The sequence below is a fragment of the Mesorhizobium sp. 113-3-3 genome (assembly GCF_016756495.1).
Lineage (GTDB): Bacteria > Pseudomonadota > Alphaproteobacteria > Rhizobiales > Rhizobiaceae > Mesorhizobium.
Genome location: NZ_AP023243.1, coordinates 2640202 through 2664854 on the forward strand (window position 1 = coordinate 2640202; position 24653 = coordinate 2664854).

Annotated in this window: 26 protein-coding genes; 21 read left to right on the forward strand and 5 right to left on the reverse strand. The window is 66.3% G+C overall.

The annotated features are described in order from the left end of the window. Nucleotides 1-241 precede the first annotated feature (241 nt). The gene (locus tag JG746_RS12820; protein WP_202358460.1) at nucleotides 242-1192 is read right to left on the reverse strand and encodes a LysR family transcriptional regulator; all 951 of its coding nucleotides are present in this window, start codon (nucleotides 1190-1192) and stop codon (nucleotides 242-244) included. 93 nt (nucleotides 1193-1285) lie between these two features. On the opposite strand from JG746_RS12820, the gene JG746_RS12825 reads away from it, so the two are divergent. The 19 genes from JG746_RS12825 (at nucleotide 1286) to JG746_RS12915 (ending at nucleotide 19729) form a co-directional block, all read left to right on the forward strand. Then, entirely contained in the window at nucleotides 1286-2191 is a 906-nt protein-coding gene (locus JG746_RS12825) for a dioxygenase family protein (RefSeq protein WP_202358461.1), read from the forward strand. Nucleotides 2192-2194: 3 nt separating this feature from the next. Further along, a complete protein-coding gene (locus JG746_RS12830; RefSeq protein ID WP_202358462.1) occupies nucleotides 2195-3154 on the forward strand; it encodes a VOC family protein in 960 nt (319 codons plus the stop codon). After that, nucleotides 3151-3810: an alpha/beta hydrolase gene (locus JG746_RS12835; RefSeq protein WP_202358463.1), complete on the forward strand. Its 660-nt coding sequence runs from the start codon at nucleotides 3151-3153 to the stop codon at nucleotides 3808-3810. The genes JG746_RS12830 and JG746_RS12835 overlap by 4 nt, the downstream gene beginning before the upstream one ends. Beyond that, the gene (locus JG746_RS12840; RefSeq protein WP_202358464.1) at nucleotides 3807-4871 is read left to right on the forward strand and encodes a maleylacetate reductase; all 1065 of its coding nucleotides are present in this window, start codon (nucleotides 3807-3809) and stop codon (nucleotides 4869-4871) included. The genes JG746_RS12835 and JG746_RS12840 overlap by 4 nt, the downstream gene beginning before the upstream one ends. Nucleotides 4872-4897: 26 nt before the next feature. Continuing rightward, nucleotides 4898-6172 (forward strand): ABC transporter substrate-binding protein, encoded by a 1275-nt coding sequence (locus tag JG746_RS12845; RefSeq protein ID WP_202358465.1) that lies wholly within the window; start codon nucleotides 4898-4900, stop codon nucleotides 6170-6172. 59 nt (nucleotides 6173-6231) lie between these two features. Beyond that, the gene (locus tag JG746_RS12850; protein ID WP_202358466.1) at nucleotides 6232-6948 is read left to right on the forward strand and encodes an ABC transporter ATP-binding protein; all 717 of its coding nucleotides are present in this window, start codon (nucleotides 6232-6234) and stop codon (nucleotides 6946-6948) included. After that, nucleotides 6945-7652: an ABC transporter ATP-binding protein gene (locus JG746_RS12855; protein WP_202359337.1), complete on the forward strand. Its 708-nt coding sequence runs from the start codon at nucleotides 6945-6947 to the stop codon at nucleotides 7650-7652. The genes JG746_RS12850 and JG746_RS12855 overlap by 4 nt, the downstream gene beginning before the upstream one ends. A 58-nt stretch (nucleotides 7653-7710) precedes the next feature. Beyond that, nucleotides 7711-8574 carry a branched-chain amino acid ABC transporter permease gene (locus tag JG746_RS12860; RefSeq protein WP_202358467.1) on the forward strand — a complete coding sequence of 288 codons (864 nt, stop codon included), beginning with the start codon at nucleotides 7711-7713 and terminating at the stop codon, nucleotides 8572-8574. Between the two features lie 7 nt (nucleotides 8575-8581). Continuing rightward, nucleotides 8582-9631 carry a branched-chain amino acid ABC transporter permease gene (locus JG746_RS12865; RefSeq protein WP_202358468.1) on the forward strand — a complete coding sequence of 350 codons (1050 nt, stop codon included), beginning with the start codon at nucleotides 8582-8584 and terminating at the stop codon, nucleotides 9629-9631. Then, complete coding sequence (locus tag JG746_RS12870; protein ID WP_202358469.1) at nucleotides 9631-11385, forward strand: FAD-dependent oxidoreductase; 1755 nt, start codon at nucleotides 9631-9633, stop codon at nucleotides 11383-11385. Before JG746_RS12865 ends, JG746_RS12870 begins: the two co-directional genes overlap by 1 nt. 10 nt (nucleotides 11386-11395) lie before the next feature. Beyond that, a complete protein-coding gene (locus JG746_RS12875) occupies nucleotides 11396-12283 on the forward strand; it encodes an intradiol ring-cleavage dioxygenase (RefSeq protein ID WP_202358470.1) in 888 nt (295 codons plus the stop codon). Between the two features lie 69 nt (nucleotides 12284-12352). Then, nucleotides 12353-13171 carry an SDR family NAD(P)-dependent oxidoreductase gene (locus JG746_RS12880; RefSeq protein WP_202358471.1) on the forward strand — a complete coding sequence of 273 codons (819 nt, stop codon included), beginning with the start codon at nucleotides 12353-12355 and terminating at the stop codon, nucleotides 13169-13171. 70 nt (nucleotides 13172-13241) lie between these two features. Next, the gene (locus JG746_RS12885; RefSeq protein ID WP_202358472.1) at nucleotides 13242-14546 is read left to right on the forward strand and encodes an ABC transporter substrate-binding protein; all 1305 of its coding nucleotides are present in this window, start codon (nucleotides 13242-13244) and stop codon (nucleotides 14544-14546) included. Nucleotides 14547-14571: 25 nt separating this feature from the next. Continuing rightward, entirely contained in the window at nucleotides 14572-15300 is a 729-nt protein-coding gene (locus tag JG746_RS12890) for an ABC transporter ATP-binding protein (RefSeq protein WP_202358473.1), read from the forward strand. Continuing rightward, a complete protein-coding gene (locus tag JG746_RS12895; protein WP_202358474.1) occupies nucleotides 15297-16025 on the forward strand; it encodes an ABC transporter ATP-binding protein in 729 nt (242 codons plus the stop codon). Before JG746_RS12890 ends, JG746_RS12895 begins: the two co-directional genes overlap by 4 nt. Beyond that, on the forward strand, nucleotides 16012-16875 hold the full coding sequence (locus JG746_RS12900) for a branched-chain amino acid ABC transporter permease (RefSeq protein ID WP_095774988.1): 864 nt from the start codon (nucleotides 16012-16014) through the stop codon (nucleotides 16873-16875). The genes JG746_RS12895 and JG746_RS12900 overlap by 14 nt, the downstream gene beginning before the upstream one ends. Continuing rightward, nucleotides 16872-17897 carry a branched-chain amino acid ABC transporter permease gene (locus JG746_RS12905; RefSeq protein ID WP_202358475.1) on the forward strand — a complete coding sequence of 342 codons (1026 nt, stop codon included), beginning with the start codon at nucleotides 16872-16874 and terminating at the stop codon, nucleotides 17895-17897. The genes JG746_RS12900 and JG746_RS12905 overlap by 4 nt, the downstream gene beginning before the upstream one ends. A gap of 14 nt (nucleotides 17898-17911) precedes the next feature. Further along, entirely contained in the window at nucleotides 17912-18928 is a 1017-nt protein-coding gene (locus tag JG746_RS12910) for a zinc-dependent alcohol dehydrogenase (RefSeq protein ID WP_202358476.1), read from the forward strand. A gap of 12 nt (nucleotides 18929-18940) precedes the next feature. Then, nucleotides 18941-19729: an alpha/beta fold hydrolase gene (locus tag JG746_RS12915; protein ID WP_202358477.1), complete on the forward strand. Its 789-nt coding sequence runs from the start codon at nucleotides 18941-18943 to the stop codon at nucleotides 19727-19729. Nucleotides 19730-19737: 8 nt separating this feature from the next. On the opposite strand, the gene JG746_RS37130 is transcribed toward JG746_RS12915, so the two are convergent. Next, nucleotides 19738-20157 carry a hypothetical protein gene (locus tag JG746_RS37130; protein ID WP_244730766.1) on the reverse strand — a complete coding sequence of 140 codons (420 nt, stop codon included), beginning with the start codon at nucleotides 20155-20157 and terminating at the stop codon, nucleotides 19738-19740. Between the two features lie 39 nt (nucleotides 20158-20196). Between JG746_RS37130 and JG746_RS37135 the strand changes: the two genes are divergently transcribed. Next, on the forward strand, nucleotides 20197-20979 hold the full coding sequence (locus JG746_RS37135; RefSeq protein WP_244730767.1) for an acyl-CoA dehydrogenase family protein: 783 nt from the start codon (nucleotides 20197-20199) through the stop codon (nucleotides 20977-20979). A gap of 63 nt (nucleotides 20980-21042) precedes the next feature. Then, nucleotides 21043-21591 carry a flavin reductase family protein gene (locus JG746_RS12925; protein ID WP_202358478.1) on the forward strand — a complete coding sequence of 183 codons (549 nt, stop codon included), beginning with the start codon at nucleotides 21043-21045 and terminating at the stop codon, nucleotides 21589-21591. A gap of 1 nt (nucleotide 21592) precedes the next feature. Here the strand turns inward: JG746_RS12925 and JG746_RS12930 are convergent, their stop codons facing one another. The 3 genes from JG746_RS12930 to JG746_RS12940 are packed head-to-tail and all read right to left on the reverse strand — an operon-like array spanning nucleotide 21593 to nucleotide 24652. Further along, on the reverse strand, nucleotides 21593-22342 hold the full coding sequence (locus JG746_RS12930) for a ribonuclease activity regulator RraA (protein ID WP_202358479.1): 750 nt from the start codon (nucleotides 22340-22342) through the stop codon (nucleotides 21593-21595). Between the two features lie 23 nt (nucleotides 22343-22365). Next, nucleotides 22366-23529, reverse strand: a complete 1164-nt coding sequence (locus tag JG746_RS12935; protein WP_202358480.1) for a mandelate racemase/muconate lactonizing enzyme family protein — start codon at nucleotides 23527-23529, stop codon at nucleotides 22366-22368. 25 nt (nucleotides 23530-23554) lie between these two features. Next, nucleotides 23555-24652 (reverse strand): ABC transporter ATP-binding protein, encoded by a 1098-nt coding sequence (locus tag JG746_RS12940; RefSeq protein WP_202358481.1) that lies wholly within the window; start codon nucleotides 24650-24652, stop codon nucleotides 23555-23557. Between the last annotated feature and the right edge of the window lies 1 nt (nucleotide 24653).

Sequence of the window (24653 nt, forward strand, 5' to 3'; positions counted from 1 at the left end):
CCTCGCGCCGTTTGAGCGTATATGCGGGCCGAGCAGGGGCGCAGCCCTGGGGTGCTCGTGGACGCGCGCGCGAAACCGACGGAAGAGAAGCCGGATCGTGTCGCGCCAGTCGTCCGGCAGGTCCGAGGGCGTGGGCCGGCTGGCGTCCATGCATGCCGGACATGCTCCCGCAAGCGCCGCGTAAAGCGAGCTGTCAAGGACCAAAGGTGGGGCTTCGATCGCGGGCGCTGATCAGCGCCGGCTAACGGCCCCAGACGACGGCGTTCTCGTGCCGCTTGATGATGTGCTTTAAGTTCTCGAAAGCGGTCGTGACGTGGCCCGCGAAGCGCTCCGCCGCCGGAGAGCGCGGCCCGCCAACCCGGCGCAGGATGCCGAGCGAGCGGCTGGGCTGGGGGATTTCATAGGGGAGCACCGTCACCCGGTTCTCCTTGCGCTGCGCGAAGACCACGGAAAACGGCAGGACGGCCAGTGCATCTGTTTCGGCGAGGAAGTTGATCACGCTCATCAGCGAGCCACCGGAATAGCGCACGTTCAGGTCCGACATGCCGATGCTCATCAGGATCATCTGCAGGTCCGACATCAACGGAGAGCCGGGCAGGGGCGCCACCCAGGGAAAACTGGTCAGGTCGTGCGCCCTGAGGCGGCGATTGCGCAGCAGCGGATGGTCCGGCCGGCAAGCCACGACATTGCGTCCGGGCAGGATCTCGGTGAATTCGAAGCCGGGTCCGAGGTCGAGCACGCCGATCGGCACGATCCCGAGATCTATCTGGTTGCTCTCCAGCGCCGCGACCATCTCGGGCAGGTTCATATAGCTCTGCTGGACGGTGACCTCGGGTTCGAGCTTCTGGAATTCCCCGATCATCCGGCTGATCATGGCATCCATGAAGAAAGGCACGCCGCCGACACGGACGACACCCTTGGTGCCTTTCATGAAGCCCTGCACCGCATCCGACGCCTTGCGCGAGGCCGTGATGATCGTGCGCCCTTGCGCCGCCAGCTGGAAGCCGAGCGGCGTCGGCTGCAGCGGCCGGCGGCCCTTGAGGAAGAGCGGCTCGCCGACCCGCGCCTCCAGCATGGCCAGCGAGCGGCTGACCGCAGGCTGGGTCAGGCCCAGCATGGCGGCTCCTTCCGACACGCCGCCGGCATCCAGCACCGCGGCGAGCTGCATCAAGTGGCGCTCGTTCAGCTTCATAGCAAAACGCTATACAAGGGCCATTACATCTCATCAAGCATCGTGTCGGGCCGTGTTATCCCGTTTGGCAAGGGGAAGGGAGGCCCCGGCGAAATGGACGGCCAGCACGACCCCCAGAGGGATGAATTCCCCAAGGCGATCTCGACGCAGGCCGAAGAGTTCGCGCGGCGTCTGGCGGCAATGGGCCAGTCCCGCCTGGCGGCGGCGGCACAGGCCGCGGTCGATGGTTTGCACGCGCTGATCGTGGAGTTGCGGCCCTCCGGCGAGGAGTTCCGGCTGGCGATCGATTTTCTGACCGAGATCGGCCACTACGCCGATGCGCGGCGCCAGGAATGGGTGCTGTTCGCCGATGTGCTGGGCGTGTCCTCGCTGATCGAGGATCAGAACAGCCCGCGCCCCGCCGGAGCAACCCCCAACACGCTCACCGGACCTTTCTACCGGGCTGATGTGCCGGAAATGCCGCTCGGCGGGAACATCTCGCGCGACCATAAGGGCGAACCGCTGGAGGTTACCGGGCGGATCGTGGCGCTCGACGGCGCGGGGATCGGCGATGCCATGGTCGAGATCTGGCAGGCCAATGCCGAGGGCCTCTACGAGAACCAGGAGCCGGACAGGCAACCGGAATTCAACCTGCGCGGGCGCTTCCGTGCCGATCCGCAAGGGCGGTTCCGCTTCATGTCGGTGAAGCCGAAGGGCTACACGCTGCCGGCGGACGGCCCGGTCGGTCAATTGATGTCCGCGCTCGGTCTTGGCCTCGAGCGGCCGGCCCACATCCATTTTCGCGTTTCGGCGCACGGCTTCGAAACGTTGACGACACACATCTTCGACCGGTCGGACCCCGCGATCGGCCGGGATGCCATTTTCGGGGTCAAACCCGAACTCATGGCCGAGTTCCGCGCGCTGCCGCCTCATGGAGGAAAGCGGAAGCACGCGCTCGACCTCAATCTCGTGCTCTGCCCGCAGCGGCGGGGCGAAACCGAAACCTCTGGGAGGAGATGAGCGATGGCGCGTATCAGCGGCTACCACCATCTGACGCTGTCGACTGACGGCGCTCAGGAAGATTTTGATTTCTATACCAAGGCGCTCGGCCTGCATTCGGTGAAGCGAACCGTCCTGTTCGACGGCGTCATCCCGGTCTATCACCTCTATTACGGCTCGCCCGATGGCGACGCCTCGACGATCATCACCACTTTCCCGTTCCGCAAGCCGGGCGTCTATGGCCGCCGCGGCACCAACCAGTCGCGCACCATCATGCAATCCATCCCCAAGGGGGCCGCGGATTTCTGGGTGGACCGGCTGAATGCGCGCGGCATCAAGGCCACCAAGGTCACACGCTTTGGCGCCGACCGCGTGGCTTTGGCGCATCCCTGCGGCATCTCGCATGAGCTGGTGGAAAGCGACAGCGATCCGCGCGCACCCATTACCAACGCAGCGCAAGGCATCGGCAAGGACCACGGCATCAAGGGCATCTACGGCGCCGTCGTGGCGGTGATGGATCGCACCGCGATGGACGACTTCCTGACCATCGCATTGCCGCTGGAGAAGGAGGCGGACAATCACGAGGGGCTCGTGTTCCGTGTGCCGGACGCGACCGGCGTCAATCAGCGGGTCGAGGTGCTCGTCGATCGCGACAGCGCACAGGGCACCTGGACGCTGGCGGGCGGGACGATCCACCACCTCGCCCTCAACACCGGCGACGAAGAGAACCAGCTGAAGCTGCGCGCCCATATCGAAGGCCTCGGCTTCACCGATATCTCGGAGCAGAAGGACCGCAACTACTTCAAGTCCTGCTATGTCCGCTCGCCCGGCGGCGCGCTGTTCGAACTTGCCTGGACCACGCCTGAAGGCTGGGCCAAGGACGAACCTCCGGGCCAGATCGGCAAGACGCTGGTCTTCCCGCCGTGGTTCAAGGATCGCGAGAGTGAATTGCAGGCTGGTCTGGAACAGGCGGATTTCGCGTGAGCTCAGGCAGCGGTCCACTCCGGCTCGGGCCAAAGGGCGCGCAAGCGAAGGCGATTTGCGTCTTCGTCCACGGCCGCGGCCAATCGCCGGAGGAGATGCAGTCGCACGTGCTGTCGCGGCTTTCCGCGCCGGCCGTGGCATTCATCCTGCCGCGCGCGCCGCTCGGCGTGTGGTGGGAAGCGCGCGCCGTCGACCCGCTGACGCCCGTCGCCCGCGCGCACCTTTCCGACGCGCTCGACCATTTGGCGGCCGCCGTGGTGGCGGCGCGGGCGGAATTGCCCGGACTGCCGCTGCTTCTGGCGGGCTTCTCGCAAGGGGCATGTCTGTCGATCGAATATCTCTGCGCCGGGCTGCCGCCGCCCGACGCGCTCGCGGCCTTCACGGGCTGCCGCGTCGGTGTTCCGGCGGACGGGCGCTCCGAAGCCGTGCCGGCCGGCGTGCCGGTCTATCTTTCCGGCAGCGATTCCGATCCCTGGATTCCGGTCTCGGCCTTCGCCGATACGGCGCAGTCGCTGGGCCGCGGTGGCGCGAGCCTGCGGGCCGATCTGTTCCCCGGCCGCAGCCATGAGGTTTCGGACGCCGAGATTGCAATGCTGGGCACCATCATCGCCGACCTTGAAGCCGGCCGGGGTGCGCGCATGGGGGCGGCGCGATGATGGACAGTTTCACCTTTCCCGGGCTGACGACGCGGGTGATCTTCGGTGCCGGCACGATGGCCCGCACCGAGGAGGAGGTGCGGCGGCTCGGCCATGACAAGGCGCTGGTCCTGTCGACGCCACATCAGAAGGCCGATGCGGACAAGCTGGCCGACAGCCTTGGCGGCCTCGCCGCCGGGGTCTTTGCCGGCGCGGTCATGCATACACCCGTCGAGGTTACCGAAAAGGCCGTCGAGGCCTTCCGCGCCAGCGGCGCCACGGCGGTCGTCAGCCTCGGCGGCGGCTCGACCACTGGGCTGGGCAAAGCCATCGCCGTGCGCACCGGCGCCGATCAGGTGGTGATCCCGACCACCTATGCCGGCTCGGAAATGACCGACATCCTGGGCGAGACGGCGGCCGGCGAGAAGACCACCCGCCGCTCGCCGGACATCCGTCCCGAGACGGTGATCTACGACGTCGACCTGACACTGAGCCTGCCGGTCGGTCTCACCGTCACCTCGGCGATGAATGCGATCGCCCACGCCATGGAGGCCTTCTACGCCCCCGACCGCAACCCGGTGATCGTGCTGATGTGCAGGGATGCCATGGCTGCGTTCCGGGACGGTATTCCGCGGCTGATCGACGATCCGCAGGACCGCGCGGCGCGGACGCAGGCGCTCTATGCGGCCTGGTGCTGCTCGACAGCGCTCGGCTATGTCTCGATGGCGCTGCATCACAAACTGGCGCATGTGTTCGGCGGCTCGTTCGACACGCCGCATGCCGAGACCCACGCCATCCTGCTGCCCTACACGACCGCCTTCAACGAAGTGGCGGTGCCCGATCTGCTGCGGCCGATGGCCGAAGCCTTCGGCGGCGGCTCGGCGGGCGGCGGGCTCTGGGATTTCGCGCGCTCCGTCGGCTCTCCGCTGAGCCTGAAGGAGATCGGCATCAAGGAGGCCGATCTCGACCGCGCGGCGGCGATCGCGGTGAAGAACGCCTATGCGAATCCGCGGCCGATCGATTTGGGATCGATAAGGGAACTCCTCCAGACGGCGTTTGAGGGACGCCGTCCAGGGAGCTGAAAAGAGGCAAGAGGGAGGAAGAGCAGATGATTACAAGACGGAGCTTACTGAAAGCGTCGGCGGCGACAGGTCTTGCGCTTGCCGGTTCCCGGCTGGCGACGCCGGCGCTCGCGCAAGGCGTCAAGATTCGCCTGGGCTATGTTTCGCCGCAGACGGGGCCGCTCGCCGGCTTCGCCGAAAGCGATGACTACAACATCAAGGCCTTCCTCGCGTCCGAGGCGGGCAAGAATTTCGAGGTCATCGTCAAGGACAGCCAGTCCAACCCCAATCGCGCGGCGGAGGTGGCGAAGAGCCTGATCGTCGACGACGAGATCAACCTGATGCTGGTCGGCTCGACGCCGGAAAACACCAACCCCGTCGCCACCACCTGCGAAGCGGAGGGCGTGCCGGTCATCTCGACCATGGCGCCGTGGCAACCCTGGTTCATCGGCCAACAGGGCAATCCGGCCGACCCGTCGTCATGGAAGCCTTTCAAGTTCGCCTATCATTATTTCTGGGGCCTTGAAGACATCATTGCCGTGTACACCGGCATGTGGAAGCAGCTTTCCACCAACGGCAAGGTGGGCGGACTGTTCCCCAACGATGCCGACGGCAATGCCTGGGGCGATCCGAAGAACGGGCTGAAGCCCGGTCTCGATGCCGCCGGCTTCAGCCTCAGCGATCCCGGCCGCTACCAGAACCTCTCGGACGATTTCACCGCGCAGGTCAACGCCTTCAAGGCGGCCGATGCCGAGATCGTCACCGGCGTCGTCATCCCGCCCGACTTCACCACCTTCTGGAACCAGGCCCGCCAGCAGGGCTTCAGGCCCAAGGCGGCGACGGTGGCCAAGGCTATCCTCTTCCCGCAATCGGTCGAGACGCTCGGCGATGCCGGCCACAACCTTTCGTCCGAGGTCTGGTGGTCGGCCTCGCATCCGTTCAAGTCGTCGGTGACGGGCCAGAGCTCGGCGGACCTGGCGGCGGATTTCACCGCCAAGACCGGGCGTCCGTGGACCCAGCCGATCGGCTTCGTCCATTCGCTGTTCGAGGTGGCGGCCAATGTCATGGGCCGCGTCTCGGATCCCGGGAATGCCGAGGCGATCGCTGCGGCGATAGCGGCCACCGACATGACGACCGTGGTCGGCAAGGTGTCCTGGAGCGGTGCGGGGCTGCCGCCTTTCGCGGCGAAGAACGTCTGCAAGACGCCGCTCGTCGGGGGCCAGTGGCGCAAAAAGGCCGGCGGCGGCTTCGATCTGGTGATCGTCGAAAACGCCACCGCGTCCGAGATACCCACCGCCGGCAAGATGGAAGCCCTGGCCTGACGCCGCCGGGGGCGGCGCATGCCGCCGCCCTCGTTCGGCGCGACCCGAGGATGACAGTGATGATACTCAGGCTGGAAAACGTCTCGAAGTCCTTCGGGGCCCTGAAGGTTACCGACGGCGTCAGCATCGCGGTGCCGCGCGGCGAGGCGTTGGGCATCATCGGTCCGAACGGGGCGGGGAAGTCGACGCTCTTCAACCTGATCACCGGCAATCTGCTCGCCAATGAGGGCCGCATCGAATTCCTCGGCCGCGACGTGACCCGCGCCCCGGCCATGGATCGGGTGCGCATGGGGGTCGGCCGCAGCTTCCAGATCCCGCAGCCCTTCGAGGGGCTGAGCGTGTTCGAGAACCTCTTGACCGCCGCCGCTTTCGGCCGGGGCGGCCGCGAAGCCGAGATGGTCGACGATTGCGCTGGGATCCTCGAAGAGACCGAGCTTCTCAGGAAAGCCAATGTGCTGGCCGGATCGCTGAGCCTTCTCGACCGCAAGCGCCTGGAGCTCGCCCGTGCCCTGGCGACAGGACCCGAGCTGCTGCTTCTGGACGAGATCGCGGGCGGGCTGACCGAGGGCGAATGCAAGGCGCTTGTCGCGACGATCAAGGCCATTCACGCCAGGGGCACCACGATCATCTGGATCGAGCATGTGCTGCACGCGCTGAGATCGGTGGTCGAACGGCTTCTCGTGCTGGATTTCGGGCGCGTGATCGCAATCGGTGAGCCGGATCAGATCATGGCCTCGAAAGAGGTTCGCGAAATCTATCTGGGGCTCGAGGTCTGATGCTGCTGGAGACGCGCGCCCTCACTGCGAATTACGGCCAGTTCCGGGCGCTGTTCGGCGTGGATATCACCGTCGCCGCGGGCGAATGCGTGGCGATCATCGGCGCCAACGGCGCCGGAAAATCCACGCTGATGCGCTCGATCACGGGCGTGATCCGCAACGAGCCCGGCATGGTGCTGCACAAGGGCGAGCCCATCGGCGCGCTGTCCTCTGCCGAAATCATGAAGCGCGGCATCGCCATGGTGCCGGAAGGGCGCCGGCTCTTTGCCTCGCTAAGCGTCGAGGAAAACCTGCTGATCGGCGGGCAGGCGCGCAAGGCGCCGGGGCCGTGGAGCCTGAAGGCGGTCTACGAGCTCTTCCCGATCCTGCGCGAGCGGCGCAAGAACCCCGGCACGGCGCTCTCGGGCGGCCAGCAGCAGATGGTCGCGATCGGCCGGGCGCTGATGTCCAATCCCGAATTGCTGCTCTGCGACGAGATCAGCCTCGGCCTCGCGCCCGTCGTCATCCGCGACATCTACGCAGCCCTTCCCAAGGTCCGCCAAGGCGGCGCCGCGATCGTGCTGGTGGAGCAGGACATCGGCAAGGCGCTATCCGTGGCCGACCGTGTCTACTGCATGATGGAGGGCCGGGTGACGTTGGTCGCCAAGGCGGCCGAGGTCTCGCGCGAAGAAATCCATTCCGCCTATTTCGGAGTGGCGGCATGACGAGGCAGCCCCGCATGCCCGCGCAATTTTTCCGCCGCCCGATGACGGGGGCGCGGCGATGATCTGGCTGGACACCCTCGTGCAGGGCGTGCTGCTGGGCGGGCTCTATGCGCTGTTCGCAGCGGGGCTGAGCCTCGTCTTCGGCATCATGCGGCTGGTGAACCTTGCCCATGGCGACCTTATCGTCTTTGCCGCCTATCTCGTGCTGATGGGCGTCACGCTGCTCGGCCTGTCGCCCTGGGTCGCAGCGCTGATCGCCATGCCGGCGATGTTCGCGCTTGGCTGGCTGCTGCAGGCCGCCGTGCTGAACCGGGTGCTTGGCAAGGATATCCTGCCGCCGCTTCTCGTCACGTTCGGCCTGTCGGTTGCCCTGCAGAATGGGCTGCTCGAGGCTTTTTCCGCCGACAGCCGGCGCATTCCGGCCGGCGCGTTGGAGGGGGCGTCGCTCGATCTCGGGCTGGTCACGGTGGGGGTGATGCCGCTGATGACCTTCGCGTCCGCGATCCTCGCCATCATGGCCCTGAACGGGCTCTTCTATCACACCGCCCTCGGCCGTGCCTTCCGCGCCACTTCGGACGACGCCGTGACGGCGGGCCTGATGGGGATCGAGCCGAAGCGGGTGTTCGCCGTCGCCACCGGGATCGCGATGGTCGTGGTGACGCTGGCGGCGCTCTATCTCGGCATGCGGGCGAATTTCGATCCCTCGATCGGGCCGGCGCGGCTGATCTATGCCTTCGAGGCGGTGATCATCGGCGGCCTCGGCAGCCTGTGGGGAACGCTTGCCGGGGGGATCATCATCGGCGTGGCCCAGACGGCCGGCGCGGCGGTGAACCCGGAATGGCAGATCCTGGCGGGCCACATCGCCTTTCTGGCCGTGATGCTGCTCAAGCCGCGGGGCCTGTTCCCGCGGGCAGTGGATTGAGGGCGGCATGTACCGGCTGACAACCCGCACCCGCGCCGGAACTGCCACGGAGATCGCCGTGCTGGTTCTCGTCGTGGCCGCGCTCGCCTTGCCCGCCGTGATCTCGCGCGGCGTCATACAGGACCTGTTCTTCATTCTCACCATGCTGACGCTGGCGCAGATCTGGAACCTGCTGGCGGGCTATGGCGGTCTCGTCTCGGTGGGCCAGCAGGCCTTCGTCGGCATCGGCGCCTATGCGATGTTCGCGGGCGTGATCCTGCTCGGCTGGAACCCGGTTGCCGCGATCCTGCTGGGTGGCCTCGCGGCGCTGGCGCTGGCCGTTCCCACGGCCTTCTTCGCCTTCCGCCTGCAGGGCGCCTATTTCGCCATCGGCACCTGGGTGATCGCCGAGGTGACGCGGCTCTTGATCGCGCAATGGAAGGCGCTCGGCGGCGGCACCGGCACCTCGCTGCCGCGCGAGGCGACCAGCAACATCATGGGCACGGATGCGATCCGGGCGCTATTCGGCGTGCGCGAGGCGGCGGCGCGCGACATTCTCGCCTATTGGCTGGCGCTGGCGCTGGTCGTGGTCGTCACCGGCTGCATCTACTGGCTGCTGCGCAGCCGCCTCGGGCTGGCGCTGGCGGCCGTGCGCGACAATGTCGATGCGGCCCAATCGGTCGGCGTCGACGTCGTGCGGCTCAAATGGGCGGTGTTTCTGATCGCCGCGGCCGCCACCGGACTGACCGGCGCCCTGATCTTCGTGCAGACGGCCCGCATCTCGCCGGAAGCGGCCTTCGCCGTCACCGACTGGACGGCCTACGTCATCTTCATCGTCGTCATCGGCGGCATCGGCACCATCGAGGGCCCCATCGTCGGCGTGCTGGTCTTCTTTGCGCTGCGTTCGGCGCTGGCCGACTACGGCAGCTGGTACCTGATGACACTCGGCCTCGCGGCCATCGCGGTGATGCTGTTCGCACCGAAGGGACTGTGGGGGCTGATTTCGGCCCGCACCGGCCTGCACCTGTTTCCGGTCCGCCGCAGGCTGGCCGGTCCGAAGATCGAGGGAGGAATTTGATGGCGGATATCGAAACCGACGTGCTGATCGTGGGCACGGGCCCGGCCGGCTCGGCCACGGCGGCACTTCTCGCCAGCTCCGGCGTGGCCAACATGGTCGTGAACCGCTACCGCTGGCTGTCGAACACGCCGCGCGCCCACATCACCAACCAGCGCACCATGGAGGTGCTGCGCGACCTCGGGCCGGAGGTCGAGGCCGAGGCCGTGATGCACGCCTCGCCGCAGGAATTGATGGGCGAGAACGTGTTTTGCGAAAGCCTGGCCGGCGAAGAGCTCGGCCGCATGAAAAGCTGGGGCACGGACCCGCTCTCCAAGGCCGAACATCTCCAGTCGTCGCCGTCCTTCATGAACGATCTGCCCCAGACCTTCATGGAGCCGATCCTGTTCAAGACGGCGTGCGCGCGCGGCACGCAGGCGCGCATGAGCACGGAATATGTCAGCCATGTCCAGGATGCGGACGGCGTCACCACGACCTGCCGCGACCGGCTGTCGGGCAAGGACTTCACCGTGCGGTCGAAATTCCTCGTCGGCGCCGATGGCGGCAACTCGCTGGTGGCCGAGCATCTTGGCCTGCCGTTCGAGGGCAAGATGGGCGTCGGCGGCTCGATGAACATCCTGTTCCGGGCCGATCTTTCCAAATACGTCGCTCACCGCCCGAGCGTCCTCTACTGGGTCATGCAGCCCGGTGCCGATGTCGGCGGCATCGGCATGGGTCTCGTTCGCATGGTGCGGCCGTGGAACGAGTGGCTCATCGTCTGGGGCTACGACATCAACCAGCCGCCGCCCGATGTGACGCCGGAACTGGCCACCGGCGTCGCGCGCCAGCTGGTCGGGGATCCCGAGCTCGAGATCGAGCTCCTGGGCGCCAACACCTGGACCGTCAACAACTGCTTCGCCACGCACATGCAGAAGGGGCGGGTGTTCATCATGGGTGACGCCGCGCACCGGCATCCGCCCTCGAACGGGCTCGGCTCCAACACGTCGATCCAGGACGGGTTCAACCTCGCCTGGAAACTCGCCAAGGTCGTCAAGGGGCAGGCGGGGATCGGGCTTCTGGACAGCTACTCGGCCGAGCGTGCGCCGATCGCGCGCCAGATCGTGACGCGCGCCAACCAGTCGATCGCCGAATTCGGCCCGATCTTCGAGGCGCTCGGCATGGATGGCGGCGTGGATCACGAGAAGATCCAGAGGAACATGGAGGCCCGCGCCGACGCCACCCCGGCGGCCGAGGCGCAGCGCGAGGCGCTGCGCAAGGCCATCGCCTTCAAGAAGTACGAGTTCGACGCCCATGGCGTCGAGATGAACCAGCGCTATGCGTCGGGCGCCGTGGTGACCGAAGGCCAGCGCGAGCCGGCTTTCGAGAAGGATCGCGAGCTGCACTACGCGCCCACGACCTGGCCCGGCGCGCGCCTTCCGCATGTCTGGGTCTTCGAGCGCTCGGGCCGGAAGGTGTCGACGCTCGACCTTTGCGGACATGGCGAGTTCACGCTGTTGACCGGCATCGGCGGCGAGGCGTGGGTCGCCGCTGCCGAGGCGGTGGGCGCCGAGCTCGGCCTGCCGATCCGCAGCCATGTGATCGGCCCGCGCCGCGCGATCGAGGACCATACCGGCGACTGGGCGCGCGCGCGCGAAATCCGCGACGCGGGCTGCCTGATCGTGCGTCCCGACCACCACATTGCCTGGCGTTCCGAAACTCTGGCGGCCGATCCTGCGGCCGAACTGCGCCGGGTCTTCAAATCCGTTCTGGCGCGCTGAGGAGGATCCCATGATCGACGAACACGAACACGGCTATTTCACCGAAGCGAACTCGGCCGAAGTCGTCGTGGCGCGCAACAAGAACGCCAAGGACCAGCGGCTTGCTGAGGTCATGGAGGTCATCACCCGCAAGCTGCACGAGGCGGTTAAGGAGATCGAGCCGACGCAAGAGGAATGGTTCGACGCGATCATGTTCCTGACGCGGACGGGCCAGATCTGCAACGAGTGGCGGCAGGAATACATCCTTTTGTCTGACGTCCTCGGCGTCTCGATGCTGGTCGATGCGATCAACAACCGCAAGCCGTCGGGCGCCTCGGAATCCACCGTGCTGGGGCCATTCCACGTCGCCGACGCGCCCGAACTGCCGATGGGTTCGAACATCTGCCTCGACCAGAAGGGCGAGCCGATGTTCGTGCATGGCCGCATCCTCGACACCGAGGGCAACCCGATCGCGGGCGCCAAGATCGATGTGTGGCAGGCCAATGACGAAGGCTTCTACGACGTGCAGCAGAAGGGCATCCAGCCCGACTTCAACCTGCGCGGCGTCTTCCGCACCGGCGCGGACGGACGCTACTGGTTCCGCGGCGCAAAGCCCAAATACTACCCGATCCCGGATGACGGGCCTGTCGGCAAGCTGCTCGGCGCGCTGGGACGCCACCCCTATCGCCCGGCGCATCTCCACTACATCGTCGAGGCCGAGGGCTTCGACGCGCTGACCACCCACATCTTCGATCCGGACGACCCGTACATCGATACGGACGCAGTCTTCGGCGTGAAGCAGAGCCTGCTCGCTGAATTCCGCAAGGTCGAGGACGCCGGGGCCGCCGCCAAGGCCGAGGTTGCGGCTCCGTTCTATGACGTCGAGTTCGATTTCGTGCTTTCGCGGAAGAAGAAGTGAACCGCCGCGCGGCGGGCGCCGCGAAGGCGCCGGCACGCAGGCCGGTATCGTGCAAATGGGAGGAAACTGATGGCCGCACTTGAGAAGATGTTCGATGTCAGAGGCAAGTCGGTGATCGTCACCGGCGGCGCCAGCGGCATCGGCCAGGCCTATGCCGAGATCATGGCCGAGCATGGGGCGAAGGTCTGCATCTTCGACCTGAACCCGGCCGGGCTGGAGAAGACCGTCGCCGCGATCAAGGCATCGGGCGGCGAGGTCTGGGGCCAGGTCGTCAATGTCGGCGACCGCGCGGCGATGGCTGATGCCTTCGACAAGGTGGCCGAGACGGCGGGTTCCATCGATGTCGTGTTCGCCAATGCCGGGATCGACGCCGGACCGGGCTTCAACACCCCGACCGGCGAAAGGAACCCGGAGGGCGCCATCGAGAACCTGCCCGACGAGCATTGGGACAAGGTGATCGAGATCAATTTGACTTCGGTCTACACCACGATCAAGCACGCCGTGCGGCACATGAAGCCGAATGGCGGCGGCCAGATCATCGTCACGTCGTCCATCGCCTCGCTGATCAACGAGAGCATCGTGGGCACGCCCTATATGCCCGCCAAGGCCGCGGTGAACCATCTCGTGCGCCACATGGCGATGGAACTCGGCGCCTACAACATCCGCATCAACGCCATCCTGCCCGGGCCGTTCATCACCAACATCGCCGGCGGCAGGCTGCGCAATGCGGCCGACCGCAAGGCCTTCGAAGCCCAGTCGCTCGTCGGCCGGATCGGCGATCCGGAGGAGATCAAGGGCCTTGCGCTTTATCTGGCATCGCCCGCCGCGTCCTACGTGACCGGGTCGCTGATCGTCATCGATGGCGGCTCGCTGCTGCGCATGACCTGACCAAGCTTCAACTGACGCAGGTTCGTCGAGGGGACGGGCCGGCAAGTCTTAACCAAGGGAGGAAACGACGATGACCTACTACAACAAACTCGTGAAATCTGGCTTGCCCAGCCGCCGGACCGTGCTGAAGGGGCTGGGCGCCGGCGTTGCCGCCAGCGCGCTCGGCATGCCGGCCTATGTCCGCGCCGCGACGGCGGGCAAGATCAAGCTTGGCTATCTCAGCCCCACCACCGGTCCGCTCGCCCTCTTCGGCGAGACCGACGGCTACACCTTGCAGAAGATCCGCGCCTTGCTCGGCGGCCAGCTGCAATGCGCCAACGGCAACACCTACGAGATAGAGATCCTCGATCGTGACAGCCAGTCCAATCCGAACAAAGCATCGGAAATCGCCGGCAACCTCATCCTCAACGACGAGGTGCACCTGCTCGTGCCGGCCTCGACCACCGACACGATCCTGCCCGCGGCCGAGCAGTCCGAACTCTACGAGACGCCGTGCATCTCCTCCGGCGCGCCCTGGCAGGCGGTGATCATGCCGCGCGGCGGCGGCAAGCAGACCTTCGACTGGACCTACCATTTCTTCTGGGGCCTCGACGAGGCGCTGAACACCTTCGTCGGGCTCTGGAACCATCTGGAGACCAACAAGAAGGTCGGGATGCTGTTTCCCCAGAACATCGACGGCGAGACCTGGGGCAACGACGAATACGGCCTGCCGGCGCCGACCCGCAAGGCCGGCTACGAGGTCGTCGTGCCCGGCTATTTCCAGCCGCGCACCAATGACTTCTCCGCCCAGATCTCCGAGTTCAAGAAGCAGGGCTGCGACATCATCGGCGGCATCACCTATCCGGACGATCTCAAGACCTTCGTCACCCAGTGCAACCAGCAGGGCTTCAAGCCGAAGGCCGTCACGGTGGCGGCGGCGCTCTTGTTCCCAAGCGGCGTCGAGGCGATGGGTCCGCTCGGCAACGGCATGTCCTCGGAGGTCTGGTGGACGCCGGCCTTCCCGTTCAAGTCGTCGCTGACCGGGCAGGTCAGCCGCGACATCGCCGACCAGTGGGAAGCCGATTCGAAGCGGCAGTGGACGCAGCCGCTGGGCTATTCGCATGCCTTGCTCGAGGTCGCGCTCGACATATTGAAGCGCTCCTCCAATCCGCTCGACCGGACGGCCAACCGCGACGCGCTGGTCGCCACCGATCTGCAGACGCTTGTCGGCCACATCAAGTTCGACGGTTCGCCGCACAAGAACATCTGCAAGACGCCGATCTTCGGCGGCCAGTGGGTGAAGGGCGAGAAATGGCCCTACGACCTGAAGATCGTCGACAACACGGTCAATCAGCTCTTCGCACCGCAACAGGCGATCCAGCCGATCGCGTGGTGACATGAGCAGGGACGCGGACGGATCGATGGAAAGGGAAATCCTGCTGACGGCGCGCGGCGTGTCGAAGTCCTTCGGCGCCGTCCGCGTCCTGCATGAGGTGAGTTTCGACGTGCATCGGGGCGAGGTGCTGGGCATCCTCGGCCCGAACGGGGCGGGCAAGACGACGCTGTTCAACATGATCAGCGGCGATTTGAAGGCTTCCGGCGGCGAGATCCAGCTCGGCGACACCGCGCTGCGCGGCGAGCCCCCCTTCCGCCGCTGCCAGATGGGGATCGGACGGACCTATCAGATCCCGCGTCCCTATTCCGGCATGACCACCTTCGAGAACCTGCTGGTCGCCGCCGCTTTCGGCGGCGGCCGGTCGGAGAAGCAGAGCTATGCTTTCTGCGCCCAGGTGCTGCGCGATTGCGAGCTTTCCGACAAGGCCAATGTCTCGGCCGGCGCCCTGACGCTGCTCGACCGCAAGCGGCTGGAACTGGCGCGCGCGCTGGCCTCGGATCCAAAGCTGCTGCTGCTGGACGAGATCGCGGGCGGGCTGACCGACGACGAATCGAAAGCGCTGGTGGCGCTGGTGCGCCGCATCCGCGACCGCGGCATCACCATCGTGTGGATCGAGCATGTGCTGCACGCGCTGCTGGCTGTGGCCGACCGGCTGCTGGTGCTGAACTTCGGCGAGAAGATCGCCGAAGGCGTGCCGGCCGAAGTGATCGCGCTGCCCGAGGTCCAGCGCGTCTATATGGGGATCGAGGCATGACGGCCGTTCTGTCCACCCACGGGCTGCTGGCCCGCTATGGCGATTTCCAGGCGCTCTACGGCATCGACATCGAGCTGCACCAGGGTGAGGCCGTGGCCCTGATCGGCGCCAACGGGGCAGGCAAGTCCACGCTGCTGCGTTCGATCATGGGCCTGCTTCCGGTCGGGCGCGAGATGGTGCGGCTGCACGGCGACCCTGTCGGCGGCACCGCGACCGACCGCATGGTGCAGAAGGGCGTCGCCATCGTGCCGGAGGGCCGCCGCCTGTTCACCGGCATGTCGGTCGAGGACAATCTGCGCGTCGCCATCGACCAGGCCGCGCGCATGGGCGCCAAGGGCGGATGGACGCTGGCACGGTTGCACCAGCTGTTCCCGATCCTCAAGGAGAAGGCCCGCACGCAGGTGCAGAGCCTCTCGGGCGGGCAGCAGCAGATGGTGGCGATCGGCCGCGCGCTGCTGTGCCAGCCGCGCGTCCTGCTCTGCGACGAGATCAGCCTCGGCCTCGCGCCCAAGGTGATCCGCGAGATCTATGCCGCTCTGCCCGAGATCCGTGCCACCGGGACGGCGATGATCGTGGTCGAACAGGATGTCGGCCTCGCCCGGACCGCCTCGGACCGTCTCTACTGCATGCTGGAGGGGCGCGTGACCCTGACCGGCAAGTCCGCCGAAATCACGCGCGAGCAGATCGGCAAAGCCTATTTTGGAGCGGGCCATGGAGTGGTTTGACGCCTTGGTGCAGGGGATCCTGCTGGGCGGCATGTATGCCCAGTACGCGCTCGGCATGGCGCTCATGTTCGGCGTCATGCGCATCGTCAACATCAGCCATGGCGATCTGGTGATCCTGCTGTCGCTGATCGGCATCTCGATGGCCACGGCCTGGGGCCTGGGACCGCTGCCCGTGCTGATCGTGTTGGTGCCGCTCGCCGTGCTGATGGGCTGGGTGCTGCAGAAGGCCGTGCTGAACCGTGTGGTGGGCAGCGATCCGCTGCCGTCGCTGATCGCGACCTTCGGACTGTCGATCGCGCTGCAGAACCTGATGCTCCAGATCTGGTCCGCCAACAGCCGGTCGCTGCCCGGCCACGGGATCGAGAGCCAATCCATCGAGATCGGCAGTGTCTATGTCGGCCTTCTGCCGCTGATCGTGCTGGCGGTCGCCACGGGTCTCACCTGGGGCCTCGATCTGACGTTGAAGCGCACGCGCTTCGGCCGGGCGCTGCGCGCCGCGTCGGCCGATGTCGAGGCGGCAGCGATGACCGGCATCAACCCGCGCGCCGTCTATGCGATGGCGACGGCGGCGGCGGTCGGCATCCTCGGCTTCGCCGCCGTCTTCCAGGCGTTGCGGTCGACCGTCGCGCCGGCCGATGGGCCTGCCCAGCTGATCTACGCGTTCGAGGCGGTGATCATCGGCGGCATGGGTACGGTATGGGGCGCCTTCGTCGGCTCGATGGTCCTCGGCATCTCGCAGGCCATCGGCTTCCGCATCGATCCGGGCTTCGGCGTGCTCGCTGGACACATCGTCTTCCTGATCGTGCTGGCGACCCGCCCGCAGGGCCTGTTCGGAAAGGCATTGTCATGAGTGCGATCCCCTATGTGGAAGCCGAGGCGCCCGAGGTGCTGGTTCAGCGCCAGACCCGGTCCGGCCGCATCGCGATGACGCTGGCGGTGCTGGCGATGATCGCTGTCGCGGCCATGCCGTGGTGGGCCTCGACCGGCACGATCCGCTCGATCCTGGTGTTGTGCTGCTACATCGCCGTCGCGCAGATGTGGAACCTGCTCGCCGGCTATGCCGGCCTTGTCTCGGTGGGCCAGCACGCCTTCATGGGCGCGGCCGGCTATGCGCTTTTCGTGCTGGCGCAGACTTACGGCATCAATCCGTTCGCGGCGGTCTTCCTGTCGCTGCTGGTGCCGGCGGCGCTGGCCGTGCCGATCTACCTTCTGCTTCATCGCCTGGACGGCCCGTATTTCTCGATCGGCACCTGGGTGGTGGCCGAAGTCTTCCGGCTGACCGCCTCGAACCTGCCGCTGGTCAATTCCGGCGCGGGCATGTCGCTGCGCGTGATGAAGGATTATTCGGCCTTCGAGCGCAATGTCGCCATGTCGCTGCTCTGCGCGGGCATGCTGCTGGTGACGCTGGGCGGCAGCTACTGGCTGCTTCGCTCGCGCTTCGGCCTTGCGCTGATCGCCATGCGCGACAATCCGGTCGCGGCCGCCAGCCAGGGCGTGAATGTCGCAAAGCTGCGCTTCCTGGTCTACGTCGCTTCGGCGGTCGGCTGCGGCCTCGCGGGCGCGATCTACTTCATGGCGCAGTTGCGGATCACCCCGGGCTCGGCCTTCGATCCGATGTGGGCGAACGTGGCGATCTTCATCGTCATGGTCGGCGGCATCGGCTCCATCGAGGGCGTTCTGATCGGATCCCTGATCTTCTTCATCGCCGACCGCTGGTTCGGTGAATATGGCGCAACCTATTTCGTCGTCCTAGGCCTGATGACGCTGCTGGTGGCGCTGTACGCCCGCACGGGCATCTGGGGCCTGATCTCGAAACGGTGGGATGCGCCATGGTTCCCGATCCGACGCAAGCTTGTCGATCCGGACCGCTGAAAGGGAGGGTTTTCATGAAAGCAGCCATCTTCGATACGGTCGGCAGTCCGCTGCGCGTCGGAATGGTGCCGGATCCGACCCCGGCACCCGACGAGGTCGTACTGCGTGTCGCCGCTTGCGGCATCTGCGGCAGCGACCTGCACATCACCGAGGATCCGGTGCCTTTCGGCATCGGTGGAGGTTTCGTTCTCGGCCATGAATTCGCCGGCGACATCGTCGCGCTGGGATCACGCGTGGCGGGCCTTGGGATCGGTGACCGTGTCGCCGTCGTGCCGATGCGCGGCTGCGGGCAATGCCCGGCCTGCAGGCGCGGCGATCCGGGCCGCTGTCCCGACATGGTGCTGATTGGCGGCGGCTATGCGCAATACGTGGCCGTCGCGGCGCGCCAGTGCCATGTGCTGCCCGACGAGGTGGCACTGGAGGACGGCGCGCTGGCCGAGCCGCTCTCGGTCGCGCTGCATTGCATCGTCCGCTCGGGCATGAAGCCGGGAGACCGGGTCGCCATACTGGGCGCCGGGCCGATCGGGCTGCTCGTCGCTTTCTGGGCGCGGCGCATGGGGGCGTCGTGCGTGGTCGTGGCCGACATACACAGCCATCAGCGCGACCGCGCGCTGGCGCTCGGCGCGACGGGTTTTGCGCTATCGGGCGACAGGCTGGCCGAGAACCTTGCCGATCTCTGTGGCGGTGCGCCCGATATCGTCCTCGAATGCGTCGGCAAGCGCGGCCTCATCGACGCGGCCGTCAAGGCGATCCGGCTGCAAGGCACGGTGGTGGGCGTCGGCCTGTGCATCGGCGGCGACGAATGGGACCCGTTCATCGCGCTGACCAAGGAAGTGAACCTGCTGTTCTCGGTCTTCTTCCACCAGCGCAATGAGTTCGGCATCGCCCTCGATGCGCTGCGCGGCGGACCTTTCGCGCCGCAGGCGCTGATCACCGATCGGATCGACCTCTCGCCGGTTCCGCAGGTCTTCGAGAGCCTTCGCCGCCGCACGACGCAGTGCAAAGTGCTGATCCAGCCCGACCTTGTCTGAGGAGGAATAGGAATGACCGTTCAGTTCGAAACGCTCGAATACGATGTCGGCGGCGTAAAAACGGTGGTGAAGGCCATCGGCAAGGGCAAGCCCGTGCTGTTCCTGCACGGCGCCTCGACGCTGGAAGGTTTCGACTTTGCACAAGGTCTCGCCGACCGGTTCCGCGTTCTGTGCCCCAGCCACCCGGGCTTCGGCTTTTCGGGCGCCGCGCCGCATGTGGCGGCGATGTCCGACATGGTTCTGCATTATCTGAACCTGCTCGATGTCCTGAAACTGTCGGAGAAGCCTCATCTCATCGGCTTTTCCATGGGTGGCTGGATGGCGACCGAGCTGGCCGGCCTTGCCCGCGAGCGGTTCGACAAGGTGGTGCTGGTCGCGCCGGCCGGGCTCAACGATCCCGCGCATCCAGCCACCAATCTGGGCGCGGTCGCGCCGCAGGAACTGCCGGCCTATCTGGCGCATGACGTCTCGGCGGCGTTGCGCTATTTCCCGGACGGCTCGGACCCCGCCTTTGCGGAGGCCTTCGGCGCCGATCGCGCCCGCGAAGGCGAGACGCTGGGCCGCCTGCTTGCCCCCTTCGGCATGGGCCATCCGAATCTGCGCCGCTTCCTGGCGCGCATCGCCAATCCGACACTGGTCGTCTGGGGCACCAGGGACCGTCTGCTGCCCGCCAGCCAGGCGCCACTCTTCGTCGAGGCGCTTGCGGACGCACGCCTGATCCTGGTCGAGGACGCCGGCCATTTCGTCATGCAGGAAAAACCCGAAACGCTTGGGAAGATCGGCGACTTCCTCGCCGGCTGACCACATTTTCAAAATAAGGAGGAGAAGACGATGAACAAACCCATCAAGCATGGCTCTTGGGGAACGACCGTCGACCATCGCGACCTGCTGAAGAAGATCGCGGAGATCGGGCCGGTCCTGGAAGCCAATGCCGCCGCCGACGAGGAAAGCGGCGAACTGACCCAGGCTACGTTCGAGGTGCTGAAGCCGCTGCGCATGTCGCATATCTTCGCCGCCGAAAGCCTTGGCGGCGCGCAGTTGCCGCCCACCCAGGGCCTTGAACTGATCGAGGCGATCACCTGGCATTCGGGCTCGGCGGGCTGGGTTTCGATGGTGCATTGCTGCATCGGGGCGATGTCGGCGGCCTTCCTGCCCGACAGTGCGGTCGCGCGGCTCTTCGCGCCGGGCACCGACAACCGGTTCTCGGGGCAGGGCGCACCGCTGGGCATGCTGAAAAAAGTCGACGGCGGCTACCGGCTGAACGGCAAGTGGAATATGGCAGCGGTTTCAGCCACGCCACCTACAGCCATAGCGCCGCCTTCGTCGACGACGGCTCCGGCAAGCCCGCCAAGGACGAGAACGGTAATGTCATCGTCATGTGCGCCCATGCGCCGATCTCCGAGCACAAGCAGCTCGGCAATTGGGACGTGCTGGGCCTCGGCGGCACCGGCAGCATCGACTACGCGGCCGAGGACGTCTTCATCGCCGACGATCTCGTCTTCCCGATCCTGACCGCGCCGCCGCTGCGCCAGAAGGAGTTCTTCAGCCTCGGCGTCGTGGGCCTCGCCGCCATCGGCCATACCGGCTGGGCGCTGGGTGCGGGCCGCCGGATGCTGGACGAGATCGCCAAGTTCGCCCGTTCGAAGTCGGGCCGCGCCGGACTGATCGGCGAGAGCGAGAAGTTCTGGCACGACTATGGCCGCGCCGAGGCCCGCTATCGGGCCGCCCGCGCCTTTGTCTTCGAAACCTGGCGCGACGTCGAGGCGACGGTCGAGGCCGGCAGCAGGATGTCGACGCGCCAGATCAGCCTTGTCCATCTGGCCAAGTCCGAGATCCACGAGGTTGGCGTCGATATCTGCAACTTCGCCTACCGCGCGGGTGGCGGCGCCTCGCTGCGCGCCGGCGTGATCCAGCGCACCTTCCGCGAGATGATGGTGGCGGCCAACCACTTCACCATCGCGCCGTCGATCGTCACCTCGGCCGGCCGCGACATTGGCGGCATATGGAGCGACCGCGTCTGGCAGTTCTACGACCTGATCGAGAAGAAGTAGTCCGAAGGGCCGGGCGGCGGACGCCGTCCGGCCCCCTTTTCAAACAACAGAAGAGACATGTCGATGAACGCGCCGCATCCGATGACCAACGCCTTCCGCGAAGCCTTTCGCCGCCACCCGGCGGGCGTCGCCGTGATCACGGCCGATCCCGGCGACCGGCCGGTGGCAATGACCGTGTCCTCTTTGATCTCGGTGAGCGCCGCGCCACCGGTCGTCGCCTTCTCGCTTTCGATGAAATCGACCTCGTCCGAGCCTTTGCTGCGGGCCGAGACCATGGTGATCCATTTGCTCCGCTTCACCGACATCGACCTAGCGCAACTCTGCGCGTCGAGCGGCGCGGAACGCTTCCCGCCCGGAGGCGCCTGGGCGCGGCTGCCGACGGGCGAACCGCGCTATACCGGCGTTTCGACCTGGTTCCGCGCGCGCCGGCTCGGCCTGCTGCCGATCGAGGGCGCGACGCTGGTCGCGGCGGAGCTGCTGGAAGGCGAGGTGCAGCCGGACGAGGTCCCGCCGGAGGCGCATTCGCTGGTCTATCTCGACCGTCGCTGGCATCGCCTGCACAAGGAACTGGACGGCGTGGCCGAACTGCTGGATTCGTCGCGTTTTCTCTAGCCTAATTGGAGCTCTTCAAGCCGTTTGTCTTGCGCCACGCCTCGTATTCCCCGCGGGCATCGTCATGCAGCGGATAATATCGTTGCAACGGGGCGCCCTGCATAAGCTTCTCGCGTGAGAACTCTTCCCAATCGTGATGCTTCTTCGCTTCGTCGATGACCTTCGCGGCCATCGCCACGGGGACCACCACCACCCCGTCATCGTCGGCAACGATGATGTCGCCGGGGATCACCGTGACACCGCCGCAGGCGATCGGAACGTTGACGGCATTGGGATAGATGCTGGTCTGCACATGATAGTTAGGCGTCCAGCCGCGCAGCCAAAGCGGCAGGTCGAGCTTCTCGACATTGGGCCTGTCGCGCATGCATCCGTCGATGACGATGCCGGCGCCGCCTCTGCCCTTGAAATAGGTCGACATCATATCGCCGAAAACGCCGGAACTCATGTCGCCGCGCGCGTCGACCACGACCACGTCCCCTTCCTGCGCATGATAGAGCACGTGCCGGTGCAGTTGCGTCTCCGGATCGGCATATTCTCCCTCGTTGAAGAGGTCCGGCCGCTGCGGCAGGAACTGCAGCGTCAGCGCCGGCCCGACGATCGACTTGCCGTGGTTCTGCGCCACCGGTCCGACCATATGCGGATTGCGGAAGCCCATATGGCCAAGCGTGCCGGCAACCGTCGCGGCGCCGATCTCCCTCAATCCCTCGATCAGGTCCTTGGGCGGCCGGATGATGTCGGAGGTATGCGTCATGGTGGACTCCGGTTGAAATTGAACTACCAGTTGGTGACAGAACCGTCGCGGCGCTTGAGGTGGGGCGCTTCCCAGAAACGGAAGCTCTGCGCCTGGATCGCCGCCTCGTTGACCTCGACGCCGAGCCCCGGCAGATCGCCGACCGGATAGGCGGGGCCGTCGAGTTGCGGTTGCACCGGGAAGAACTCGGAGCTGTCGAAGCCCAGCTTTCTCTCGGGCACCCTGGTCTCGAGCCAGGCGAAATTGGCGACCGCGGCGGCCAGATGCACGGTCGCGGCCGTGCACACCGGACCGAGCGGGTTGTGCGGCATCAGGTCGACATAGTGCGCTTCGCTCCAGCCGGCGACCTTCATCGCTTCGGTGAGCCCGCCGACATTGCAGACATCGAGCCGGTTGAACTGATGGATGCCGCGCTCGATGTAGGGCAGGAACTGCCACTTGCTGGCAAATTCCTCGCCGATGGCGAACGGGATGTCGGTCATCGTGCGCAGGGATTCGTAGGCCGCCGGTGTCTCGTCGCGGATCGGCTCCTCGAGGAAATCGAGCACGCCGCGGCCGAGCTTGTTGCAGAAGCTCGCCGCCTCGGCCACCGACAGCCGATGATGATAGTCGATGCCGAGCACGACCTCGTCGCCCAGCGCCTCGCGGGCCTTGTTGAGCATCCGCGCGGTCACGCCGATCGACTCGCGCGGCTCGAAAATGTCCCTGCTGCTTTGCCCGGCGGGAAAGAAGCGGATCGCCTGCCACCCCTGCTGGTGCAATTCGCGGGCTCGTTCGATGGCGACATCGCCCTCGGCCTCGTCACCGGTCGAGGCGAAAGTGGGGATGCGGTCGCGCTGCTTGCCGCCGAGCAGCTCGTAGACCGGCACGCCCAGCGCCTTTCCCTTGATGTCGTGGAGCGCGATGTCGATGGCGGAAATCGCCGCCTGCAGAACGCGCCCGCCTTCAAAATACTGGCTGCGATAGGCCTCCTGCCAGATCCGGCCGATCTGCATGGGATCGCGGCCGATGAGGAATTCGCGGTAGTGCTCGACCGCGCCGGTCACGGCCTTCTCGCGGCCGCTCAGGCCGCTCTCGCCCCAGCCGAAGATGCCCTGGTCGGTCTCGACCTTCACCAGCATCTGGTTGCGCGTTCCCACCCACACGGGGTAGGGCTTGATCGCTGTGATCTTGAGCTTCGTCGTCATCCACGCCCCGTCCCAAACGCCTGTCTCAGGCGGCCTCTAGAGCCATTTCAGTTTCGCCGTCGAACAGGTGCATCCGTTCCTGGTCGAACTCGAGCCAGATCTGCTCGTCGGGTTTGACGGCGATGTTTGGGGACACGCTGATGTTGACGATGGCGCCGGAGAGGAAGGCCTGCACGAAGGTGACGTCTCCGGTTGGTTCGACCGTATAGGCCTTGGCCGGAATGGCGCCTGGCACCGCGCCCTTGTGGAGTTTGATCGTCGAGTGCCGCGCACCGAGCACGACCTTCCTGGTGGTCGCCCTCTGGGCCTTGCGCGCATTGAGCTGCGACAGCCCCAGGCTCCAGCCTTCCGCGCTGGTCAGGACGGTGTCGCCGTTCGCCGTCGACGCCTCCAGCGGAATAAGGCTCATCGCCGGGCTGCCGACGAAGCTGGCGACGAACATGTTGGCGGGATGCGCGAAAACCTGGGCCGGCGAATCGTATTGCTGCAGATAGCCGCCGTTCATCACAGCCATCCTGTCCGCCATGGTCACGGCCTCGAGCTGGTCGTGCGTCACATAGATGATGGTCGCCTTGAGGTCCTGATGGAACCGCTTGATCTCGGAGCGCATCTGCACGCGCAGCTTGGCGTCGAGATTTGAGAGCGGCTCGTCCATCAGGAACACCGCCGGATCTCGAACGAGCGCGCGGCCGAGCGCCACGCGCTGCTGTTGGCCGCCGGAAAGTTCGCGCGGCTTGCGCTCGAGCAACTGCGTCATGTCGAGCACCCGTGCCGCTTCCCGGACCTTCTTGTCGATCTCGGCCTTGGGCAGCTTGCGCATCTGCAGCGGGAAGGCGAGGTTCATATAGACCGACTTTTGCGGATAGAGCGCGTAGTTCTGGAACACCATTGCGATGTCCCGGTCCTTGGGGTCGAGGTCGTTGACCACCTGGTCGCCGATGACGATGTCGCCCGATGTGATCGGGATCAGCCCGGCGATGAGGTTCAGCGTCGTTGTCTTGCCGCAGCCCGAGGGGCCGACGAGCGCAACGAACTCACCGTCATTCACCGTCAGCGAGACCTCGTTGACGGCTTTGAAGCTGCCATAGGTCTTGACGAGATCTTTGAGGACCACGTGGGCCATC

Bases quoted from the DNA above. Each gene is read 5' to 3' on its own strand.
- JG746_RS12820 (WP_202358460.1), bottom strand. From the start codon at position 1,192: ATGAAGCTGAACGAGCGCCACTTGATGCAGCTCGCCGCGGTGCTGGAT.
- JG746_RS12825 (WP_202358461.1), top strand. From the start codon at position 1,286: ATGGACGGCCAGCACGACCCCCAGAGGGATGAATTCCCCAAGGCGATC.
- JG746_RS12830 (WP_202358462.1), top strand. From the start codon at position 2,195: ATGGCGCGTATCAGCGGCTACCACCATCTGACGCTGTCGACTGACGGC.
- JG746_RS12840 (WP_202358464.1), top strand. From the start codon at position 3,807: ATGATGGACAGTTTCACCTTTCCCGGGCTGACGACGCGGGTGATCTTC.
- JG746_RS12845 (WP_202358465.1), top strand. From the start codon at position 4,898: ATGATTACAAGACGGAGCTTACTGAAAGCGTCGGCGGCGACAGGTCTT.
- JG746_RS12850 (WP_202358466.1), top strand. From the start codon at position 6,232: ATGATACTCAGGCTGGAAAACGTCTCGAAGTCCTTCGGGGCCCTGAAG.
- JG746_RS12860 (WP_202358467.1), top strand. From the start codon at position 7,711: ATGATCTGGCTGGACACCCTCGTGCAGGGCGTGCTGCTGGGCGGGCTC.
- JG746_RS12865 (WP_202358468.1), top strand. From the start codon at position 8,582: ATGTACCGGCTGACAACCCGCACCCGCGCCGGAACTGCCACGGAGATC.
- JG746_RS12870 (WP_202358469.1), top strand. From the start codon at position 9,631: ATGGCGGATATCGAAACCGACGTGCTGATCGTGGGCACGGGCCCGGCC.
- JG746_RS12875 (WP_202358470.1), top strand. From the start codon at position 11,396: ATGATCGACGAACACGAACACGGCTATTTCACCGAAGCGAACTCGGCC.
- JG746_RS12880 (WP_202358471.1), top strand. From the start codon at position 12,353: ATGGCCGCACTTGAGAAGATGTTCGATGTCAGAGGCAAGTCGGTGATC.
- JG746_RS12885 (WP_202358472.1), top strand. From the start codon at position 13,242: ATGACCTACTACAACAAACTCGTGAAATCTGGCTTGCCCAGCCGCCGG.
- JG746_RS12890 (WP_202358473.1), top strand. From the start codon at position 14,572: ATGGAAAGGGAAATCCTGCTGACGGCGCGCGGCGTGTCGAAGTCCTTC.
- JG746_RS12895 (WP_202358474.1), top strand. From the start codon at position 15,297: ATGACGGCCGTTCTGTCCACCCACGGGCTGCTGGCCCGCTATGGCGAT.
- JG746_RS12900 (WP_095774988.1), top strand. From the start codon at position 16,012: ATGGAGTGGTTTGACGCCTTGGTGCAGGGGATCCTGCTGGGCGGCATG.
- JG746_RS12905 (WP_202358475.1), top strand. From the start codon at position 16,872: ATGAGTGCGATCCCCTATGTGGAAGCCGAGGCGCCCGAGGTGCTGGTT.
- JG746_RS12910 (WP_202358476.1), top strand. From the start codon at position 17,912: ATGAAAGCAGCCATCTTCGATACGGTCGGCAGTCCGCTGCGCGTCGGA.
- JG746_RS12915 (WP_202358477.1), top strand. From the start codon at position 18,941: ATGACCGTTCAGTTCGAAACGCTCGAATACGATGTCGGCGGCGTAAAA.
- JG746_RS37130 (WP_244730766.1), bottom strand. From the start codon at position 20,157: ATGCCCAGCGGTGCGCCCTGCCCCGAGAACCGGTTGTCGGTGCCCGGC.
- JG746_RS12925 (WP_202358478.1), top strand. From the start codon at position 21,043: ATGAACGCGCCGCATCCGATGACCAACGCCTTCCGCGAAGCCTTTCGC.
- JG746_RS12930 (WP_202358479.1), bottom strand. From the start codon at position 22,342: ATGACGCATACCTCCGACATCATCCGGCCGCCCAAGGACCTGATCGAG.
- JG746_RS12935 (WP_202358480.1), bottom strand. From the start codon at position 23,529: ATGACGACGAAGCTCAAGATCACAGCGATCAAGCCCTACCCCGTGTGG.
- JG746_RS12940 (WP_202358481.1), bottom strand. From the start codon at position 24,652: ATGGCCCACGTGGTCCTCAAAGATCTCGTCAAGACCTATGGCAGCTTC.